This window comes from Acinetobacter higginsii (assembly GCF_000369845.1).
Classification (GTDB): Bacteria; Pseudomonadota; Gammaproteobacteria; order Pseudomonadales; family Moraxellaceae; genus Acinetobacter; species Acinetobacter higginsii.
Map to the genome: position 1 here is coordinate 518,629 of NZ_KB850211.1, position 19,808 is coordinate 538,436.

Annotated in this window: 18 protein-coding genes; 17 read left to right on the top strand and 1 reads right to left on the bottom strand. The window is 41.3% G+C overall.

Annotated elements, in window-relative coordinates:
* Nucleotides 1-120 precede the first annotated feature (120 nt).
* The 16 genes from adeS to F885_RS17405 all read left to right on the top strand — a co-directional run bounded on the left by adeS (nucleotide 121) and on the right by F885_RS17405 (nucleotide 17,490).
* Nucleotides 121-1,191 carry a two-component sensor histidine kinase AdeS gene (gene adeS / locus F885_RS17480; protein ID WP_005313059.1) on the top strand — a complete coding sequence of 357 codons (1,071 nt, stop codon included), beginning with the start codon at nucleotides 121-123 and terminating at the stop codon, nucleotides 1,189-1,191.
* A gap of 238 nt (nucleotides 1,192-1,429) precedes the next feature.
* Nucleotides 1,430-2,785, top strand: a complete 1,356-nt coding sequence (locus tag F885_RS17475) for an LLM class flavin-dependent oxidoreductase (protein WP_004806291.1) — start codon at nucleotides 1,430-1,432, stop codon at nucleotides 2,783-2,785.
* Nucleotides 2,786-2,874: 89 nt separating this feature from the next.
* On the top strand, nucleotides 2,875-3,924 hold the full coding sequence (locus tag F885_RS17470; protein ID WP_005313063.1) for an NADP(H)-dependent aldo-keto reductase: 1,050 nt from the start codon (nucleotides 2,875-2,877) through the stop codon (nucleotides 3,922-3,924).
* A gap of 459 nt (nucleotides 3,925-4,383) precedes the next feature.
* The gene (locus F885_RS17465) at nucleotides 4,384-5,883 is read left to right on the top strand and encodes a porin family protein (RefSeq protein WP_005313065.1); all 1,500 of its coding nucleotides are present in this window, start codon (nucleotides 4,384-4,386) and stop codon (nucleotides 5,881-5,883) included.
* 24 nt (nucleotides 5,884-5,907) lie between these two features.
* Nucleotides 5,908-6,975, top strand: coding sequence for an ABC transporter substrate-binding protein (locus F885_RS17460; protein WP_004806296.1), 1,068 nt, complete (start codon nucleotides 5,908-5,910; stop codon nucleotides 6,973-6,975).
* 77 nt (nucleotides 6,976-7,052) lie between these two features.
* On the top strand, nucleotides 7,053-8,306 hold the full coding sequence (locus F885_RS17455) for an MFS transporter (RefSeq protein ID WP_005313067.1): 1,254 nt from the start codon (nucleotides 7,053-7,055) through the stop codon (nucleotides 8,304-8,306).
* Between the two features lies 1 nt (nucleotide 8,307).
* Entirely contained in the window at nucleotides 8,308-9,147 is an 840-nt protein-coding gene (locus F885_RS17450; protein WP_005313070.1) for an ABC transporter permease, read from the top strand.
* A 12-nt stretch (nucleotides 9,148-9,159) separates the two neighbouring features.
* Nucleotides 9,160-9,948: an ABC transporter permease gene (locus F885_RS17445; RefSeq protein ID WP_005313072.1), complete on the top strand. Its 789-nt coding sequence runs from the start codon at nucleotides 9,160-9,162 to the stop codon at nucleotides 9,946-9,948.
* 12 nt (nucleotides 9,949-9,960) lie between these two features.
* Entirely contained in the window at nucleotides 9,961-11,046 is a 1,086-nt protein-coding gene (locus F885_RS17440; protein ID WP_005313074.1) for an ABC transporter substrate-binding protein, read from the top strand.
* Nucleotides 11,043-11,873, top strand: a complete 831-nt coding sequence (locus F885_RS17435; RefSeq protein WP_005204473.1) for an ABC transporter ATP-binding protein — start codon at nucleotides 11,043-11,045, stop codon at nucleotides 11,871-11,873. Before F885_RS17440 ends, F885_RS17435 begins: the two co-directional genes overlap by 4 nt.
* A gap of 41 nt (nucleotides 11,874-11,914) precedes the next feature.
* Nucleotides 11,915-12,772, top strand: a complete 858-nt coding sequence (locus F885_RS17430; RefSeq protein ID WP_005313076.1) for an ABC transporter permease — start codon at nucleotides 11,915-11,917, stop codon at nucleotides 12,770-12,772.
* 16 nt (nucleotides 12,773-12,788) lie between these two features.
* Nucleotides 12,789-13,811 carry an ABC transporter substrate-binding protein gene (locus F885_RS17425; RefSeq protein WP_005313078.1) on the top strand — a complete coding sequence of 341 codons (1,023 nt, stop codon included), beginning with the start codon at nucleotides 12,789-12,791 and terminating at the stop codon, nucleotides 13,809-13,811.
* A gap of 137 nt (nucleotides 13,812-13,948) precedes the next feature.
* Nucleotides 13,949-15,076: a sigma-54 interaction domain-containing protein gene (locus tag F885_RS17420; RefSeq protein ID WP_005313081.1), complete on the top strand. Its 1,128-nt coding sequence runs from the start codon at nucleotides 13,949-13,951 to the stop codon at nucleotides 15,074-15,076.
* Between the two features lie 197 nt (nucleotides 15,077-15,273).
* The gene (locus F885_RS17415) at nucleotides 15,274-15,489 is read left to right on the top strand and encodes a TOBE domain-containing protein (protein WP_004654121.1); all 216 of its coding nucleotides are present in this window, start codon (nucleotides 15,274-15,276) and stop codon (nucleotides 15,487-15,489) included.
* Between the two features lie 69 nt (nucleotides 15,490-15,558).
* Nucleotides 15,559-16,383, top strand: a complete 825-nt coding sequence (locus F885_RS17410) for an ABC transporter ATP-binding protein (protein ID WP_005313084.1) — start codon at nucleotides 15,559-15,561, stop codon at nucleotides 16,381-16,383.
* A gap of 174 nt (nucleotides 16,384-16,557) precedes the next feature.
* Nucleotides 16,558-17,490, top strand: a complete 933-nt coding sequence (locus F885_RS17405) for a TauD/TfdA dioxygenase family protein (protein WP_005313087.1) — start codon at nucleotides 16,558-16,560, stop codon at nucleotides 17,488-17,490.
* A gap of 29 nt (nucleotides 17,491-17,519) precedes the next feature.
* Here the strand turns inward: F885_RS17405 and F885_RS17400 are convergent, their stop codons facing one another.
* Nucleotides 17,520-18,137 carry a TetR/AcrR family transcriptional regulator gene (locus F885_RS17400; protein ID WP_004806319.1) on the bottom strand — a complete coding sequence of 206 codons (618 nt, stop codon included), beginning with the start codon at nucleotides 18,135-18,137 and terminating at the stop codon, nucleotides 17,520-17,522.
* A gap of 487 nt (nucleotides 18,138-18,624) precedes the next feature.
* Between F885_RS17400 and F885_RS17395 the strand changes: the two genes are divergently transcribed.
* Nucleotides 18,625-19,584, top strand: a complete 960-nt coding sequence (locus F885_RS17395; RefSeq protein ID WP_005313090.1) for a metal-dependent hydrolase — start codon at nucleotides 18,625-18,627, stop codon at nucleotides 19,582-19,584.
* Nucleotides 19,585-19,808 lie beyond the last annotated feature (224 nt).

Genomic DNA, 19,808 nt, shown 5'->3' on the forward strand with positions numbered 1-19,808 from the left:
CTGCTATTTTTGGAAAGGTTTGAGGAGCAATGATCTTGAATGTGTGGAAAAAGTGTGTAAATCACTAAAAAAATCAGCGTATCATGTGAGAAAGTTAGGGTAATTGATTGGAAAAAACCAATGAAAAATAAGTCAGGTATTAGCAAACAGTTGTTTATCGCATTAAGTATCGTGAACTTAAGCGTGACGCTGTTTTCTATTTTGCTTGGCTATTTTATTTATAACTATGCCATTGATGTGGGCTGGATCACTTTAAGTTCCTTGCAGGAAGATTGGACCGAGTTTCATTTTGTCGATTGGATTTGGCTATCTACGGTAATTTTTTGTGGTGGTGTCATTTCGATCATTATCGGGATGCATTTGGCCCAGCGTTTTATTAAGCCGATTAATTTCTTGGCAGACGCAGCAAAGAAAATCAGTCAGGGTGATCTTTCCGCACGGGCAGATGATAGTCAAATTCATTCCACTGAAATCGCTGAGTTGATGCAGAATTTTAATCATATGGCGCAGCAGCTGGAAAGTTCGGTTGAAAATGCACAGGTCTGGAATGCTGCAATCGCACACGAATTGAGAACCCCAATTACGATTTTGCAAGGCCGCTTACAAGGTATTTTAAATGGGGTGTTCCAACCTGATGAAGCATTATTTAAAAGCCTACTCAATCAGGTAGAAGGCTTATCACATTTGGTTGAAGACCTGCGGACACTCAGCTTGGTGGAAAATCAGCAGCTGAGATTAAATTATGAAAAGATTGATTTTAAATTGCATGCGGAGAAAGTTTTAAAACTGTTCGAAGATCGCTTGGCAAAAGCTCAACTTATTCCTGTATTGGAGGTCAGTGCCACATTTATAAGTTGTGATTGTCGGCGTATCGAGCAGGTTTTGATTGCTTTGATTGAAAATGCAATTCGCTATGCCAATGCAGGCACATTAAAAATTTCCTCAAAGCAAGTCTCGGATGAATGGATCTTACAAATCGAGGATGAAGGACCAGGTATTGCGGAGGATTATCAACAGGATTTATTCAATCCTTTCTTTAGATTGGAACAGTCTAGAAATAAAGAGTTTGGTGGGACTGGCTTAGGTTTAGCGGTTGTACATGCCATTGTGATTGCACATAAAGGTACAATTGAATATCGCAATCCGAATCATAATAGTGTGTTTCGTATCGCGCTACCTGTTCACTCTTAATCCAGTTTATTTACGCGATTCCAATCGTATTGCTGTTCTAAGCCAATATCTGCTGCAAATAAAAGAGCAGGTGTTGATTCTGCAACACCTGCTCAACAGAATAATGTTGTCGCTCAAGCAGCGCTGAAATACTTCATGATCTAAGTATTTAATATTTATAAATAAAAAAACTGGCATTCAATTTGTATTAACCACAGTGAAAGATAAATTGTGTTTAACAACAAATTTGGAGCAGAACATGAGTAGAAAAATTCGATTAGGTGCATTTATCCCTGCCACTGGACAACATGTTGCCGCATGGCGACATCCTGAATCGCAACCAAGCAAAGCAGTGGATTTTGATTTTATTAAAGAGCAGGTACAACTTGCGGAAAAAGGCTTATTTGATGCTTATTTCTTGGCAGATGGTCTCGCCGTTAATTTTGGACAAGCTGAGAAAACAGGGTATAGCGATAAAGTGGCGGGCTTTGAACCTGTCACACTATTTGCGGCTTTATCAACGGTGACCAAACATATTGGTTTTATTGCTACGGCATCAACCACCTATGAAGAACCGTATTTATTGGCGCGTAAGTTTGCTTCTTTGGACCATCTCAGTCATGGTCGAGCAGGATGGAATGTAGTGACCTCGGCTTCGGAAGCTGCCGCAGCTAACTTCGGTTATGAACAACAAATTCCACATGCAGAGCGTTATGAGCGCGCACAGGAATATGTTGATTTGATTAAAAAACTGTGGGACAGCTGGGAGGATGACGCCTTTATTCATGATAAGGCATCAGGTGTGTTTTATGATCCTGAGAAAGTTCATAATCCGAATCACAAAGGTAAATACTATGCGGTGAAAGGTGCCTTGAATGTGCCGCGTACACCACAAGGTTATCCAGTGATTGTACAAGCGGGACAGTCAGGGCCAGGACGTGATCTTGCAGCGCGTTATGCCGAAGTCATTTTTACCGCCAATCAAAAGCTGGAAGATGCGCAAGAGTTTTATCGTGATGTAAAAAGTCGTTTAGCCAAATATGGACGTTCAGCCGATGAACTTTTAATTTTACCGGGCGTTTCTGCGTTTGTAGGTCGTACTGAAGAAGAAGCGCGTGCCAAATACCAACAGCTTACGGACCTGATTCATCCAGAAGCAGGGCTTGCCTTGTTGAGTGGCTTAAGTGGCGGCTTTGATTTTTCAGGCTATGATTTGGATGGTCCATTTCCTGAATTGGGTGAAGGCCAAGGCATGGTCAGTCGTCCTGCGCTAATTGCAGATATTGCCAAGAAAAACAATTTCAGTATCCGTCAGTTGTATGAATGGGTGGCGGGTGCACGTGGACATTGGCAACTGATTGGCACACCTGAACAGATTGTAGATCAATTACAACAATGGTTTGAAAATGAAGCCGCGGATGGTTTTAATATTTTGCCACCAAGCACACCTGCTGGGTTAAACGATTTTGTTGAATTGATTGTGCCAGAGCTACAACGCCGTGGCCTATTCCGTACTGAATATGAAGGCACGACCTTACGTGAAAACCTAGGTTTGGCACGTCCAGAAAATCAATATGTCATTGCTCGACAGGCTGAAAAAAACAAAGCCAGTTAAAATCATGTTAAAACTAAATCATGAATCAAAGTAACAAGAGTGACTTTTAAGCGTCACTCTTGTGTCATCAAAATTGAATTGAGTGAAAAATGCAATATAGAAAATTAGGTCAAACTGATATTGATGTTAGTGTCATCGCCCTCGGTACCATGACTTGGGGCGAGCAGAATTCTGAATCTGAAGCGCATGAGCAGTTGGATTATGCAGTGGAGCGTGGCGTAAATCTGATTGATACGGCTGAAATGTATCCTGTACCACCGAAACCAGAGACCCAAGGCTTAACTGAACAATATATTGGCACATGGTTAAAGCAGTCACAGAAACGAGACCAAGTATTGATTGCAAGCAAAGTGGTGGGGCGTTCAGGGAAATTAACTCAGGCTTCGCATTTCCGTTCGGGTCAAACCAAGTTGGATCGAGCCAATATTGAAACGGCGTTACATGATAGTCTGAAACGTTTGCAAACGGATTATATTGATCTTTATCAACTGCATTGGCCTGATCGCAGTACCAATCATTTTGGTGAATTGGGCTATACCCATGTTGAAAATGAAGACACGGTTCCAATTGTAGAAACCTTGACAGTTTTGTCTGATTTGATTCGAGCAGGCAAGATCCGACATATTGGCTTATCCAATGAAACACCTTGGGGCGTGAGTCAGTTTTTAAAGTATTCCGAAACATTGGGTTTAGCGCGGGTCGTTTCTATCCAAAATCCATATAACTTATTGAACCGTAGTTTTGAAATTGGGAATGCCGAAATCGCCATACGAGAACAGGTGGGATTACTGGCTTATTCACCCTTGGCTTTTGGTGCTTTGACAGGAAAATACTTAGATGGTGCACAACCAGCAGGTGCACGTTTAAGCTTATGGGAACGCTTTGCCCGTTATAAAGGGCAAGCCTCTGAAGATGCAATTCGTCGTTATGTGGCATTGGCCAAACAATATGATTTAGATCCTGCCCAATTGGCTTTGGCCTATGTAAATAGTCGTCGTTTTGTCACCAGTAATATTATTGGTGCCACCAATCTCAATCAGCTTAAAACCAATATTGAAAGTATTGACCTGCAGTTAACTGATGAGGTCATCCAGGGAATCGAGCAAATCCATCAAGCCCATCCTAATCCCGCACCTTAAGGCATAGATCATCTTCTACAATTTAACTTTGGTTTTGTTCAGGACAGTTGAGTTAATCCAACTGTCTTTTTTTATTTTCAGAACAAAACCACTTAACCTATATATCTAAAAATAAGAAATAGAAACCTTGAAATGTGCTGTTTTAGCATAAGCAGGGTGTTGAATTTGCAACACCTGATCAACAGAAAAATAAGAAGTTAATTTATTAATATTGATATAAAACAATTGTTTATATTTTGGCATAAGGCTTGCAAAGATCAAGATAGATAAATCAAAGATTGATTTTATGCAGGCTGAGGAGCACAGGATGAAGATGTTGCGTTGTTGTATGGAAAGTTAATTTCTCTCTTATTTTTTAATTTATTTCGTTGGGATTTTTTTGAAGTGTGATTGCAGATTCAATCGCACACAGGATTTTTTGACTCAAATTTTAGCATTTTCGTTTTAGGGGTTTTATTGGTGAAAAAACATCATCTCTCTTTATCCATTGCTTTGAGCATGGCAACGCTTTTGGGAAGCGGCACAGCTCAGGCGGCAGAAGATATTGATACTACGTTAGCACAGTTACAGGCGCAATTGACGGCTTTGCAACAACAAGTCAATGCATTAAAGCAAAAGAAACAGGCTTCAACTGAGCTGGTTGAAACAGAAGCATTGAATGCACAACAGGAAACAACGGCAGGCATTCAGGAAGAAGAAAATACCGAACATAGCTTTGCGACTCAAAGCGAATTGGCCGGTTTCCGTAGCGATCTAGAAAACTATAAATATGATCAGTCTCGTCAATATGAGCGGACTTCGGTGAAGTCGACACGAGATGCGACTTTATATGGAACTGTACAAGTTCGGGCACAGGCTCAGAGTCAAGACACGGCCTCTGGAAATCCAGCGCCCGTTACCCCACGTCGCAATACTTTTGATGTACCAACCGCTTTATTCGGGGTCAGAGGAAATTTATATAAAGACTATAAGGAGGGGAAAAATCTCGATTACCAACTTTCTTTTAGTTATGGCAAACGTGTCGGGACAGCAGGCAGTGCCAGTGACCTGAATTTGGCAGATGCATTCTTGCGCTATAACTTCACCTCGACCAATGGGGGGCCAGAAGTTCCGCGTTTGAATGTGACCTTTGGTCAGCAATTGATTCCATTTGGTTTAGATCCACAATCTCCAGAGGATTTACGACCAACCATTAATGTTGCAACAGGATTGGCGCAATTGGGTCTATTCAATCGCCAGACTGGTCTGATTGTGCGTGGTGATGTCAAACCATTTGTTGATTATTCATCAAACTATCGCGCACCGTTATTTGAATATGCGCTGGGTGTCGTCAATGGCAATGGCACCAATAAAGTCGATGACAATGACAAGAAAGATTATATCGGACGAGTGGCTTTCACTTTACCTGTTGATTATGCCAGCTGGTTTCGTGAGTTGAAATTTGGTGCTTCGTATCTCAAAGGCAGTAAAAACGTTATTGCAGGCAGTAATGTTCTCGATGGTAACGGTCGCAATGATCGCTTGGGTTTTGATATTTACTACAACCATGCACCGTTTGGTGTGACTTATGAATATGTCAAAGGGCTCAGTGATTATGCCACTGCCACAGGTTCAACCTCAGAAGTAAAGTCTGAAGGACATACCGCAACCCTGTTTTATACCTTTGGCGATCAATTTTATAACAGCGTGAAATCCGTCGCCAAGTTTGATGATTTCTGGCCGAAATCAATTCAGAGCTTCTATCGCTATGACAGCTATAACCCAAATAAAGGCGCAGATGTGATTGGGATTGCAGGGCATGGATTCGGCAAAGTCGATATTCATACCTTGGGCCTAAATTTCTTCTTCGCACAAACCACCAAATTCCAATTAGGGCTGAATCGCTGGAGCTATGACCACGAGACAGCAGCGCAAAAAGACTTCTCGGAAGTGCAAGCGCAATTCCAATACACCTTTTAATTTTCCAATATGAGTAATGACACAATGAAATTTTTGACGAAACATTTATTTATTGGTGCAGCGGCAGGTTTGCTGGTTGCCACCAGTTTCTCAGCTTTTGCTGAAACCAATCCCACAGAAATCCGACTGGGGGTTCCCGGTGCAGGTGTAGGCGGAAAACCTAAAGTCGGAGGAAGTGCTTATGCAAGTGCCAATCTACGCGGCATTTTGGAAAAAGAATTTGCCAAAGATGGCATCAAGGTGAAATGGTCATTTTTTCCGGGTGCAGGACCCGCGCTAAATGAAGCTTTAGCCAATAAAAAGGTCGATTTTGGTATCGGGCATGGCGATCTACCTTCGATTGTCGGACGTTCAACGGGTTTGAAATCCAAACTTTTATTTGTGACGGGACGTTTTGGACCTGTGTATTTTGCAGTGCCATCAGATTCAGGTGCGAAAAGTCTGGCGGATTTAAAAGGTAAAACCATTTCTGTGTTTAAAGGCACCAATCAACAGCTAATTCTCGGTCGTTTATTACGGAAATATGGTTTCACTGAAAAAGATTTCCGTGTGATCAGTCAGGACTTTTATTCAGCTCAAACCTCGCTTTCCACGGGTGATATTGATGGTTTGATTACCAGTCCTTGGACATTAGAAGCACGTGGTGTGGCAAAGCGTATTTTAGAAGTACGTAAAGATCCAAATCTGAATGGTCCATTGGTGGCATGGGTGAGCGAGGATTTTGAGAAGAAATACCCACAAATTGTGCAGCGTGTGGTGACCACATTTATTAAAGATAACGTGTGGAGTTCCGATGAAAAGAATCGTGATACCCAGTACAAGTTATGGGCTCAAAGTGGCGTGCCTTATCTAGACTATAAAAAAGACTGGGATGATTACTCGCTGAAAGACCGTAACTCACCATATTTTGATGATTATGCAGTGAATTCTTTAAAGAAATCGGTTCAGCAATCAATTGATTACAAGCTGATTCGCCGTCCAGTGGATGTGGATTCTTGGATTGAACCGAAGTATCTCAATACCGCGATTCAAGAGCTCAAACTAGAAAACTTCTGGCCAAAATTTGATGTAAATGGCAACCGTAAAAAGTAATTGTGATTTGGGTTAGGCCAAGGGCGTGTATGCCTTTGGCTAGCCAGTTTATTTTTTCACCATTTTAGGAATGACCTATGCGTCAGGAATCGGTTGCTCAGGTCGAACTGGATCAGGGGCACTTTGTATTGGGCTTTATTGGCTTGGCCTTATGTGCAGGTTTGGGGATTGGAATTGCAAAAATTGTGACCTCTTTATATGCGGTGCAGTTACAAGCCAATGAGTTTGAAATGGGCTTGATTGCTGCAGTACAGAGTCTCGGAATTTTGCTTTTCGGATTGCCAATTGGTCTGTTAGTACAACGGCATGGGCCAAAGAAAATGTTTGTGCTTGGAAGTTTCCTCGCAGCGGTGGTGTATGTCACGGTGCCATTCTATCCAACGGTTTGGTATCTGATTTTCGCTACATTTTTGGTTGGGTTATGCATGCCAATGCGGTTTGTTTCACTCAACACGGTGTATATGCAGCATTTAAAAAGCATAGGTGCTGCTAAGGCGGGATGGTTTAGAGGCACGCATATGATGGGGTTCTTTCTGGTTGGCCCTTTACTGGCAGTAAGCTTGGTAAGTGTGGTGGGATTCTCAGGTGCGTTTTGGTGGATTGCTGGACTTTTTCTTTTACCGATATTGTTTGCACCCTTGGCCTTTGGCGCAGGCCCAACTGAAATTAATCAGGCAGAGCGGGACCAGGCATTTAGCCTTGCTGTTATTGCCAAGCAATTGGTTTTATTAAAGCAAGATCAGGCTTTACGCCGCACCAGTTTGATTGAAATGGCGAGCAATGCGGTGATGGCGTACTACGGCTTTTTCATTATTGTTATTGCAATCAAGGATTTTGGTTTGAGTGAAACGATTGCTGCCAGTTTGGTGACGCTACAGGGGGCTGTGTTTGTCGTAGCCTTATTTACGACGGGAGCTTTGCTGACACGATGGGGAATAAAACGCTTTTATCAAACGGGTTTTGCTTTTGTTGCGGTGGCATCTGTGATGTTGGGCATACCTAAAATTTCCGTGCTGCTTTGGGTGGGTGCTGTGATTCTGGGCTTGGGTCTCGCCATGCTGCATATCGTCAATTTCACCATGTTTGCCAATGTGGGTGAACGCTTGGGAATGGCAAAGGTGTCTGGATTAACCGCGATGGCAGGACCTGCAGGTGCGTTATTGGGAAGCATTGTGGGAGGTTGGTTAGGTCACTACTGGGGCTTACAGTCGATGTTTCTTATTTCAGCGGTTTTATTTGGCGGGCTGATCGGCTTTTCTCAGCAACTTACACAAGTTTTTATAGCACCGCCGCTAGAGATTGAAATGTATTCAGAAATAGAGGGTCAATAAAATGAGTAGTATCGAAACTCAATTAGAAAATGAACACACTTGGCAGCGAATCAATTTAGCCCCTTATTTCAAGCAAATCGGCATATGGGCAGTTCGTATTGTATTGGCTTTGGTTTTACCTGCGATTGCATTGGCGGTTTGGCATTATGCCTTTCAGAAGCAATGGTTACCTGAACAAATTTTGCCTAGCCCAGCCTTAGTTTGGCAAACCACGTTGGAGCTGATTGATACGCATGAGTTACAGGATAATTTATGGATCAGCTTAAAACGGGTTGCTTGGAGTGTCTTGGTCGGGGGTAGCGTCGGGTTGTTCTTAGGTTTCCTGATTGGATTATCACGTATCGCACACAAGTTTATTTATCCCACTTTTAATCTGATTGCGCAATTTCCAGTGATTGGCTGGATTCCATTACTGATGATTTTTTTAGGTATTGATGAAAGTCTAAAAATTGCAGCGATTTCACTGGCGGTATTTGTACCTGTGTTGGTTGCGACTTATCGAAGTGTCTTGAATGTACCTCCGCATTTATTAGAAGTCTCTCAGGTGTATCGCTTTAGTACATGGCAGCGATTTCGCCGTGTCATTTTGCCTTCTGCATTGCCGAATATTGTTAGTGGCTTACGTCAGGGGATTATGCAAGCGTGGTTGTCTCTGGTTTTTGTCGAGCTGTTAGCCAGTAGTGAAGGAATTGGCTATCTGATCGTGTGGGGACGGCAGTTGATCCAACCTGACATTATTTTTATGGCTGTCATTGTGATCGGGATTGTTGGTTTTGTTTTAGATCATATCTTGGGCTGGGTTGAACGCTGGTTTAGTCATTGGCAACGCAGTGCATTTTAAAGGGGATTGAATATGTCTATTAGGTCTACATCAAAAACAAGATTTAATTTCAGTTATTTAAATGTTTACGGCTTGGTGCTCCCGATTGCGTTCATTGTATTGTGGGCGATCGCATCCAAGTTGAATTGGGTCAATCCTAAACTCATTCCAGCACCATTTGAGGTGGTGCAGATTGCAATTCATCAATTTCAGCAGCAAGAGTTTTGGATAGGTTTAGGTGCAAGTCTGTTCCGTGATCTGACGGGTTTTGTCTTGGGCAGTATTCTAGCCATTACTTTTGGCATTGTCGTGGGGGTCTCACGCTGGGCCAATTATTTATTTTTACCTAGTTTTAATGTATTACGGCAGATTTCTTTGTTTGCTTGGTTACCGTTAATCACCACCTTTTTGGATTATGGCAATAGCGCAAAAATCTTATTTATCGTGCTTTCCGTCTTTTATCCCGTGGCCTTACATACCATCGATGGGGTAAGACAAATTCCATTGCATCAATACGAAGTTGCCAAAGTCTATCAATTCAATGCTTGGCAGACCTTGAGCAAACTGATTTTACCTGCGGCAGCCAGCCAAATCTTTTTGGGCTTACAACTCGGTTTAATTTTTGCTTGGGTGGCAACTATCGGGGCAGAGTTTCTGTTGGCTAACTATGGTGTTGGACTAGGAAATATTGTGATTCGTGGGCGGGCTGCTTTAGATGTTGGTCTGATTGTATTTGGCTTAATTGTGATTGGTTTTATCGGTGTGGCGTGGAATAGCTTCGCCAATTTAGCTGAGCGTCGTATTTTGGTTTGGCGACGTTAGGAGAATAATAAAATGAAACAACAGAATTTTCGGCAGTTTTTCAAACGTCGTTTTAAATCGCTTGGGCAGCTCAGTGTTTTAAGTTTAATGGCGCTCAGTCTTATTGCATGTAGTAAACAATCTGACACTCCAGCCAATCAGGTACATGAACTCCGCTATCAATCCTTAACCAGTGTGGTGTCATTGCCTGAGTTGGCTGAAGACTTGGGTTATTTAGGTGACTTAAAGTTGAAATATGTGGGGAGTGTGCAAGGTGGGCCGCAGGACTTACAAGCATTAACTACGGGCGATGTAGATGTGGCAACTGCTTTTGATGGTGCAATCATTAAGCTTGCTGCGGCAGGGATTAAGATCAAAGCAGTGGTTGCCTCTTATGGCAGTGACGACAAAAGCTGGGTCGGCTATTACGTCCCGAATAATAGTCAGATTCATTCAGCGCGTGATTTGATCGGCAAAAAAGTGGCAGTAAATACTTTGGGTGCACATTACGAGTTTGTTTTAAAAGACTATTTAGCTCGCCAAGGTTTAAGTAATGATGAAATCAACCAAGTTGAATTCGTAGTGTTGCCTCCCACCAATACCGAACAAGCTTTACGTGCTGGGCAGGTAGATGCTGCCGCACTGGTTTCTATTTTCCAAGACAAGGCCTTAGAACGCGGTGGTCTAAGAAAACTGGTCTCAGATACGGATCTGTATGGCAGTTTTACCGCAGGCAGTTATGTCTTTACCGAGAAATTTATTCAACAGCATCCAGAAGTGGTCAAGCAATTTGTCACAGGTGTGGCCAAAGCTGTGGAATGGACTAAGCAAACACCTCGTGAACAAGTCTTAGCCCGCTTTAAAAGCATTATTGAAAAAAGAAAACGCAATGAAAGCGATGTATTGATGCAGTACTGGCGCAGCTATGGCGTAGTGAGCCAAGGTGGATTGTTAAACGCAGCGCAATATCAACGTTGGATTGACCTATTTGAGAAACGTGGAGAGTTCAAACCTAATCAGGTCAAGGCAGATGCCTTATTTACCAACCAATTTAATCCCTATGCCAGTGAAAACAAAAATGTAGCTGACGATCAGCGCAGTAAGGAGCATACGCAATGAGCACAAAATTAAAAATTGAAAATGTTTATAAGTCTTTTGCCGCCAAAAAAGTCAAAGGAGCAAAAGTCCAAGCAGAAGATTTTGTAGCGGTTGAAAATCTGTCTTTAGACGTGAAGGCGGGTGAGTTTGTCGCCATTGTTGGTCCGAGTGGATGCGGAAAATCAACATTGCTGGATCTTCTGGCTGGTTTAACCACACCAAGCTCAGGCCAAATCACTATTGATGGGCAAGCGATTAAAAAACCGGGGTTGGATCGCGGTATCGTCTTTCAGCAATACGCTTTATTTCCGTGGTTAACGGCCCTAGAAAATATTGAGTTTGGCTTGGATGCAAAAGGTGTTGATAAACAACAGCGTTATCAAACGGCAAAGTACTTCTTAAATTTAGTGGGGCTTGCAGAGTTTGAACATCATTATCCCAATGAACTTTCAGGTGGTATGAAACAGCGAGTCGCAATTGCACGTAGTCTGGCCTATGACCCAGACATTCTATTGATGGATGAACCTTTTGCCGCACTTGATGCGCAGACCCGTGAAACCTTACAGGCTGAATTGGTCAAAATCTGGCAACAGACTCAGAAGACCATCATTTTTATCACCCATAGTATTGATGAAGCCATTTATTTGGGGCAGCGCATTGCCATCATGACCTCACGTCCAGGGCGAATCAAACAGGTGATTGAAGTTCCTGCTGAGCTACGAAGCGATCAGGAGGATGTACGTTCCAGTCCAGAGTTCAGCCAACTGCGCCATCAGATCTGGAGCTTATTACGTGAAGAAGTATTAAAAGCCCAAGAGCAGGAAAAACAGAAGCAGTTGGTTGCTTAAGCACAATGTATTTTAAAGATTAACAAGAAGTAGAGGTGATTATGTCGAGTACAAAAGAGACATTAACGTTTCCAAAAACAATTCAGTCTAGTTCAATTTCTTCTTCGCCAAAGGTGAGTTCCTTTAGGTCCGATCTCAATCTAAGCTGGTTTTCCACAAGTTTTAAACGATCAGCTGCGATTTTACTCTTTTTAGCCATCTGGGAAATCGTACCGCGTATTGGTTTGGTCGATTCCGCTTTCTTGCCAGCATTTTCTACCGTGTTGCTCAGTGGTTGGGGCTTGATTCAAAATGGCCAACTTTTGACGCATTTGCAAGCCAGTTTAATCCGTTCTCTCAGTGGTTTTATTTTTGCGATCATTGTCGCGATTCCTTTGGGACTGGCAATTGGTTGGTACACACGCTTTTCCGAGTTTCTGAGTCCTTTATTGGAAGTGTTCCGCAACACGGCTGCATTAGCTTTATTACCCGTGTTTATTCTTTTTCTTGGGATTGGTGAAAGTTCGAAAATTGCATTGGTGACCTATGCCTGCACATGGCCAATTTTGCTGAACACGATTAGTGGTGTTCGAAATGTCGATCCATTGTTGATCAAGTCTGCACGAACCATGGGGCTGAGTTCGATTCAGTTATTCCGTAAAGTGATTTTGCCTGCTGCAATTCCAACGATTTTTGTGGGGGTGCGTTTGGCAGGATCTTTTTCAGTATTGATGCTGATTGCGGCTGAGATGGTGGGGGCAAAAGCAGGTCTGGGTTATCTGATTAATTATGCGCAATATAACTTCCAGATTCCTGAAATGTTCTTTGGCATCATTAGTATTACCACGATTGGTCTATTGTTTAATTACAGTCTGCTTGCGATCGAAAAGCGTTTGACCGCTTGGAAAATTGAACGCTAGTCAGGAGTAGATTGACATGTTTAAGCAAGGCTGGGCAAAGCATCTATTTGATCTGAGTTGTATGGTGACAATGTCACTCATCTTGTTGGGATGTGTGAAACAAGAATCGAAACTGGACGCAGTGGATGGACTTGAATCTTTAGAATTTAAATATTTAGGTTCACCGGGCGTGGTTACACCATTGGAATTGGCTGAGGATTTAGGTTATCTCGTACCAATCAAATTAAGCTATCAGGGTGTTTCCACAGGCGGGCCACAAGGTATTCAATCTGCTTTGTCAGGTGATAGTGATATTAGTAGTCCAAGTTTTGCAGGTTCAGCGGTTAAAATGGTCGCCAGTGGCGTACCCGGCACTGTTGTGATTGCTGCCTATGGGACTTTCGATGATCCTTTTGCTGGCTATTATGTTCTTGAAAATAGTCCAATTCATTCAGCCAGAGACTTAATTGGTAAAAAGGTCGGCACTAATATTCTAGGCGCACAAGTGGAATATATGCTCAAGACGTACTTAAAAAAAGGAGGACTCAGCCCTGAGGAAATCAATCAGGTCACGCTGGTGGTATTGCCTCCAGGTTCTTCAGAGCAAGCACTAAGAAATGGTCATGTAGATTTAGCACCATTGACAGGCCCATCAATTGAACGAGGTGGTGTACGTCGTCTTTATCGTGATTATGACCTCGTTTGCGATCTGACGACTGGAACTTATGTTATGGCAAATCGCTATGTAGCTGAACATCCGAATACTACCCGTAAAGTGGTCACAGGCATTGCCAAAGCGATTGAATGGTCTAGGCAACAACCGAGGGATCAGGTGATCGCACGCTTCGAGCAGATTTTGGAGAGGCGTAAACGCCCTGAAAATAATGCCATGTTAAAATATTGGACACAGTGGGGAATTCCAAGTACTGCTGGAAAATTTAAAAATGATGATTTTAAAATATGGGTGGATAATTTAATTGAAGAAGGTCAGTTAAAACAAAATCAGATTGATTATAAAAAGATATATAGCAATCAATATAATGAATATAGCCAAAATTAATTATCTTTGTGGTTTGATTAACTGACGTTTGTTTCTATTTTAATAAATGGAAATAACAAAGGTGAATTACTGATTTCTATTTGAGCAAATAGTCATGCAAGATAACTTCTCTTTTAGAACAATAGGGAAGTAAATGCATGTCATTCATTACTTATCCACAAAATCAGACTTTATCGCGAACTGAGCGTGCCACAGCAATGGTTTTTGAAGATCAAAAATCAAGAGATTTGCTGGATCGTATCGAACAGATAGCACCAAGTGAGGCCAGCGTCCTGATTATTGGCAATACTGGGACCGGGAAAGAATTGGTTGCCCGTCAGGTACATATGATGAGCCAGCGTAGTCGTGGTCCTTTTGTGGCAGTAAATTGTGGTGCATTTACAGAATCATTGGCGGAAAGTGAACTTTTCGGACATGAAAAAGGTGCATTTACTGGTGCAATCAATAGCAAGGCGGGTTGGTTTGAAGCGGCCAATCATGGCACATTGTTTTTGGATGAAGTCGGTGATTTATCTCCTGCGATGCAGGTGAAATTGTTACGGGTCTTGCAAGAGCGTGAAATTGTTCGGGTGGGTTCACTCAAACCAATTAAGCTGAATGTCCGTGTCATTGCCGCAACCAATGTCCATCTGGATGAGGCAGTTCAAGCAGGTAAGTTTCGCGAAGATTTATTTTATCGACTAAATGTGGCGCTGCTTAAGGTTTCACCTTTGGCCGAACGTCCAGGGGACATTCTGCCGTTGGCTAATTTTTTTATTGCCCAATATTGTAAGCGTTTGGGTTATCCGATTGCGACACTGAGCCCAAGCGCAGTTCAGAAACTATTGACCTATGGCTATCCGGGTAATATTCGAGAATTGGAAAATGCTATTCATCATGCCTTACTGGTCTGCAAGAACCATCAAATCCAACCTACAGATTTTTGCTTTGCATCCTTATCCAGTAGCCTAAATTTACGACAAATTTCTGACTTGGAAAAAAGTACGCAAACCATTCCACGAACAGATTTATTGCCTAAACAAATGTTGCAGCATGCACTTCTGAATTTATTTGAGTCCTCCCATGCCTTGAAAAATGAAAATCTTGATCGCTTGATTGAGGAAGCCACGATTCGTATTGCTTATGAATATTGCCATCGTAATCAGGTGCAAACAGCAAAGCTTTTAGGGATTAGTCGCAATATCGTGCGTGCACGATTGGTCAAATACGGCTTAGTGGGAAACGATAAAGTAGTCAATATTATGTTGGAAGAGTTATTGGGCTAGTTGTATTAAATAATCAGGTGACAGAAGTTCACCTTTTTATTGGTTGGAAATTACTTTGCTAAAAAAATAATAATCAATGATTGAAAATAAATATAATTTTTTAATCAAAAAATATTCAAAAATAATAGTTCTAAATATTTATGCTTTGCCTAATATGGTAGTACACAATTTAATAAACAGATGCAAAGTGGTGAAAGATGAGTATTCCTCAAATTAATGTGCGTAATCAGTTTCGTGGTGTGGTTAAAGAGATTATTGAAGGAAGTGTAGTTTCTGAGGTGGATGTAGAAACACCTGCGGGAGTTTTTACTTCAGTGATTACGACACGATCAGTGAAAAATCTAAATTTAGAATTAGGTAGTGAAGTCATTGTTTTAATTAAGTCGACAGAAGTTGCTTTGGCAAAACTATAGAAAGTCATATCAAAAATATAGTGAAGATTGTTTTTATTATATTTTTTATTTCTATTTTAGGGGGCTAAAATGACATCATTAAATGTTGGTTCAGTAAAAATTAATCATCTCAATAAATCATATGGACAGTACCAAGAACATGCCTTAACTGTATTGGATGATATTTCTTTAGAGATTAAAGCGGGGGAATTTGTCAGTATCGTTGGCAGTAGTGGCTGCGGGAAATCAACTTTATTACGGTTACTCGTCGGCTTGGATGATCAATTTGAAGGTAAGATTTTAGTCGATGGACAACCGATTCAAGGCACCAGTCTAGAGCGAGGTATTGTCTTTCAAGATCATCGATTATTTCCTTGGTTGAATGTACAAGATAACATTCGGGTTGCATTGTTAAATCGTAAATTAACGGTTGCGGAACAGAATCAGTTGATTGATGAGCATATTGAGTTGGTTGGTTTGACTAAGTTTAAAGATGCTTATCCAGCACAGCTTTCAGGGGGCATGAGTCAACGTGTTGCGATTGCGAGAAGCCTGATTAATCGACCTAAAATATTGTTGCTAGACGAACCCTTTGGCGCACTAGATGCACTAACACGCGCCAATCTACAAAAGGAATTACAACGGATCTGGCAAACCGAAAAAATTACCATGATTATTGTGACGCATGATGTGGAGGAGGCGGTTTTCCTCGGTGATCGTGTGGTGGTGATGCAACCGAATCCAGGTCGAATCAAGCGGATTGTTCCTGTTCATTTGCCACACCCACGTGTTCGTGAAGATGTCCGACTTGCTGCGATTAGAAATGATATTTTGACTGATTTTAGTCATGCAGTCGAAGATCATTTAGTTATTCCTGTTGTTAACGATTTTCATCAATTTCAGTTTGCTTGGTAATCCCAGGTAAGCTGAATTTTATAATCATAAAAATAAATAAATTAATATAAAAATATTGGTTCTTATATTTCACGGTTTGCATATATTTAACTGAATCACTATTTTTGTGATTGGGGAATCATGAATAAAGCTCGATGCTTTGAAAAATATAATGAATGATCTATAGGAAACAAAATGACCGTACTCACACAGCTTTCAGCCGCGATCGAAAATGCACCGCGTTGGCATGAATACAAGAAACATAGTTTAGATACCGTACAAATCACACCAATCGAAGGCGCATTGGGAGCGATTGTAACTGGTTTAGATGCCAGCAAACCACAAAGCGGGGAAGTGATTCTCAAGCTGAAAAAGGCATTACATGAACATTTAATTCTGGTTTTCAAGGCGCAAGACTTGCAAGACAATGACTTACTTGCTTTTGCCAGTTACTTTGGCGGAATTTTCCGTCCACCAACAGATGTACCTGTATTGGCAACGCGCAACGATACCAATGCACCACCTGATATCGTGCCGGTATCCAATGCGGTTGGAGAAGGCGATTATACCGGTCATGGCGAACTCACCCCGCATAGTGACCATCACTGGACACCGCAGCCTTCTAGTGGATCCTTGCTTTACGCAATTGAACTTCCAAAAGATGGAGGCGCGACCAGTTGGTATAATACTGTTCAGGCCTATGAAGACCTAGATCAGGAAACCAAAGATGAGATCGAAGGGCTGCAACTGATTACGTATAATCCATTTTTACGCTTAAAGGATAAAAGCCCAATTCCAAAATATCGCTTTTCTGATCAACCGATATTAGGCGCTGCATTCCCGCATCCATTAGTTCGTACCCATTCTGAAAGTGGTCGTCGTGGTATCTATCTGGATGCGCAAACCGAAGTGGAAGTCGTAGGTTATGACGATCAAAAGGGTGCTGCATTGATCGACCGCTTAAGAGCCCATATTGTGCAACCTCAATATCGTTATGAACATCAGTGGGAAATTGGGGATATTGTCTATTGGGATAACCAACTGACCTTACATTCGCGCACAGCTTTTCCAGCCGAGCAACGTCGTTTATTGAAACGTGTTAGTTTGGCGGGTGCAAGACCATTCTAAAGTTAAACTGAGCCAGCGAAAGCTGGCTTTTAATTTCCTGCTTTTGCTAATTCTGCTTCGATATAACTAATAATCATGGTACTTAAACCTTTGACCATTTCATCAAAGCTAATTTGTGGATTGGGTAAGATCAAATGACGAGCGACATTGAAAATACTACTATTAATACTGATATAAGCTGTCACGCTAAGATTATTGACCTTTAGGTAACGAGGGTGGCGAATCATATACTTCATCAAGACTTCCATCAGTGCCATCTCAATTTGACCTATATATTTTTCATATTTGAGTTCTGTCGCATAGCGTAGGCAGATCAGATAGCGGTCATCATCGCGTGTCAGCAGATCACGGAAGGTATAGAAGATCATCTCAAATAAAGGTTCGAGTTCCTGCTCAATCATGATCGGTGTGAGTTCTTTCACCATATCCAAGACTTCTTTGACAAAAGTTCTGGCCATCGCATCATAAATTTCTTCTTTATTCTTAAAGTATTCGTACAGCGAGCCAACACTGACCCCTGCAATATCAGCAATATGCCGCGTGGTGGTCCCGCTGGTACCATTGGTTGCTACTGCAATAAAGCCTGCTTCAATAATGGTATCTACTGTGACTTTAGAACGTGACTGACGTGGTTTACGAGTTGCCATAAAATCTTATTATTAAAATCCGAACATAACTTCAGATTAACATGCGGTTGAAAGCAGGGGAAGTCAGAGTAAATTAATCCGAACAAATAAAATTACATGCTTTTTAATATTTGTATTTTATCTGTAATAAAATCTGTCTTCTTAAAGACAGATACGGATTTACATCAATAATATTTGTTTTTAATTTTAACTATCTATTTGATATTAAATATAAAAGTTAAAATTAAGTTTTACTTATTTCTGTTTTAAAAAATGAACAACGAACAACTTTTATGAAAAATCTACCTGTTAAAACGTCGAAAATTACCCGAATTGAATCCGAACATAAGATCGGTTTAAAGTAATTTCATATTAGGATCAGGTTCAAAAAAATCTCCCGAATATTTTTTCAGACTTCTCAAATGAGGAGAAGGATGAAAAGAGATGAACCCGATGCAACGCATGTCAAAGGGCAAATGACGCTCAAGTGAAGTAGGTAGGTGTAGCCATGATTAGCAGCACATTAAAGAAAGGTTTAAGTTTATTTAAATCTAACCCAATAACTGAGCAAATTGATTTTGCGAGTAAAAAAAGTATTCCAATTCGTCACTTGGCCATCGGATTTGAAGGCAAACAAGTTGATCTCTCATTCTATATGAATAATCAATTCGCCACGATTTTCTTCGCGACCCTGTCAGTATTTTTAACTTATGGCGAAGATTTGGTGATTGAAACAGCACGTCACCACCGTGATCAATTGAAAGACCCGATCTTAAGACAGCGTGTGACTTCATTAATTGGTCAGGAAGCAATTCACTCCAAACTACATAATGAGTTTAATGATGCAATTGTTGAACTGGATTATCCAGTAAGACTCTATCGTTTCTTGGGTGAACAATTTTTTGATCACATTTTCTTGAAATTCCCTCAACCTTTGAAGCTGTCATTAATGGCTGGGATTGAGCATTTTACTGCTGTACTGGCAGAGTACATGATGGCGCATGAGCAGAATTTCTATTTCTCTGATGATGCGAAAACACGTGCACTATGGATGTGGCATATGCTTGAAGAATCAGAGCATAAAGATGTTGCCTATGATGTCTATCAAACACTGAATGGTAACTATGCCTTACGGATCTCAGGTTTCTTGCTTGCTTATTTCACCATTCTTGGATTGATCCCATTTTCGGCAACCATGGTACCTATCTTACGTAAGCCACAAGAAATGTTGACTTCGAAATTCTGGAAAGATGCACGACGTGGTGTCAAGCTGATCTTTAGTCCGAAGGATGGCGTTTTTGGAAGTACTCAGGGCCGTATTTTTGATTATTTACGCACTGATTTTCATCCAAATGATCATGATGCGACAGCTTATTTTGAATACTACGAAAAGAAACTTTTATCCGAGGGCGGTGCATTGCATCCATTCTTTGTGAAAGAGTTTACGCCTAAGGTACAAGCGGCTTAATTGTTGAATCATAGGTAAGCAATATGTTGTGAAATAAAGGTAATGAGTTGGCAAAAAAGCTCAATGTCTTATGAGCAGTTTGGTTCTTGTTGCCGTTATTTTGCTCATGCACTATGCAAATAACCATTCTCAGCTGACCCGTGTATGGGGGCATCCCAACTTAAAGTTGAAGAATTGAAGTTGTTAACGTTGCAGAAATAATCTTATAGACAACTTTACGATTT

Coding starts and splice junctions, on each gene's coding strand:
- adeS (WP_005313059.1), top strand. CDS start 121: ATGAAAAATAAGTCAGGTATTAGCAAACAGTTGTTTATCGCATTAAGT.
- F885_RS17475 (WP_004806291.1), top strand. CDS start 1,430: ATGAGTAGAAAAATTCGATTAGGTGCATTTATCCCTGCCACTGGACAA.
- F885_RS17470 (WP_005313063.1), top strand. CDS start 2,875: ATGCAATATAGAAAATTAGGTCAAACTGATATTGATGTTAGTGTCATC.
- F885_RS17460 (WP_004806296.1), top strand. CDS start 5,908: ATGAAATTTTTGACGAAACATTTATTTATTGGTGCAGCGGCAGGTTTG.
- F885_RS17455 (WP_005313067.1), top strand. CDS start 7,053: ATGCGTCAGGAATCGGTTGCTCAGGTCGAACTGGATCAGGGGCACTTT.
- F885_RS17450 (WP_005313070.1), top strand. CDS start 8,308: ATGAGTAGTATCGAAACTCAATTAGAAAATGAACACACTTGGCAGCGA.
- F885_RS17445 (WP_005313072.1), top strand. CDS start 9,160: ATGTCTATTAGGTCTACATCAAAAACAAGATTTAATTTCAGTTATTTA.
- F885_RS17440 (WP_005313074.1), top strand. CDS start 9,961: ATGAAACAACAGAATTTTCGGCAGTTTTTCAAACGTCGTTTTAAATCG.
- F885_RS17435 (WP_005204473.1), top strand. CDS start 11,043: ATGAGCACAAAATTAAAAATTGAAAATGTTTATAAGTCTTTTGCCGCC.
- F885_RS17430 (WP_005313076.1), top strand. CDS start 11,915: ATGTCGAGTACAAAAGAGACATTAACGTTTCCAAAAACAATTCAGTCT.
- F885_RS17425 (WP_005313078.1), top strand. CDS start 12,789: ATGTTTAAGCAAGGCTGGGCAAAGCATCTATTTGATCTGAGTTGTATG.
- F885_RS17420 (WP_005313081.1), top strand. CDS start 13,949: ATGTCATTCATTACTTATCCACAAAATCAGACTTTATCGCGAACTGAG.
- F885_RS17415 (WP_004654121.1), top strand. CDS start 15,274: ATGAGTATTCCTCAAATTAATGTGCGTAATCAGTTTCGTGGTGTGGTT.
- F885_RS17410 (WP_005313084.1), top strand. CDS start 15,559: ATGACATCATTAAATGTTGGTTCAGTAAAAATTAATCATCTCAATAAA.
- F885_RS17405 (WP_005313087.1), top strand. CDS start 16,558: ATGACCGTACTCACACAGCTTTCAGCCGCGATCGAAAATGCACCGCGT.
- F885_RS17400 (WP_004806319.1), bottom strand. CDS start 18,137: ATGGCAACTCGTAAACCACGTCAGTCACGTTCTAAAGTCACAGTAGAT.
- F885_RS17395 (WP_005313090.1), top strand. CDS start 18,625: ATGATTAGCAGCACATTAAAGAAAGGTTTAAGTTTATTTAAATCTAAC.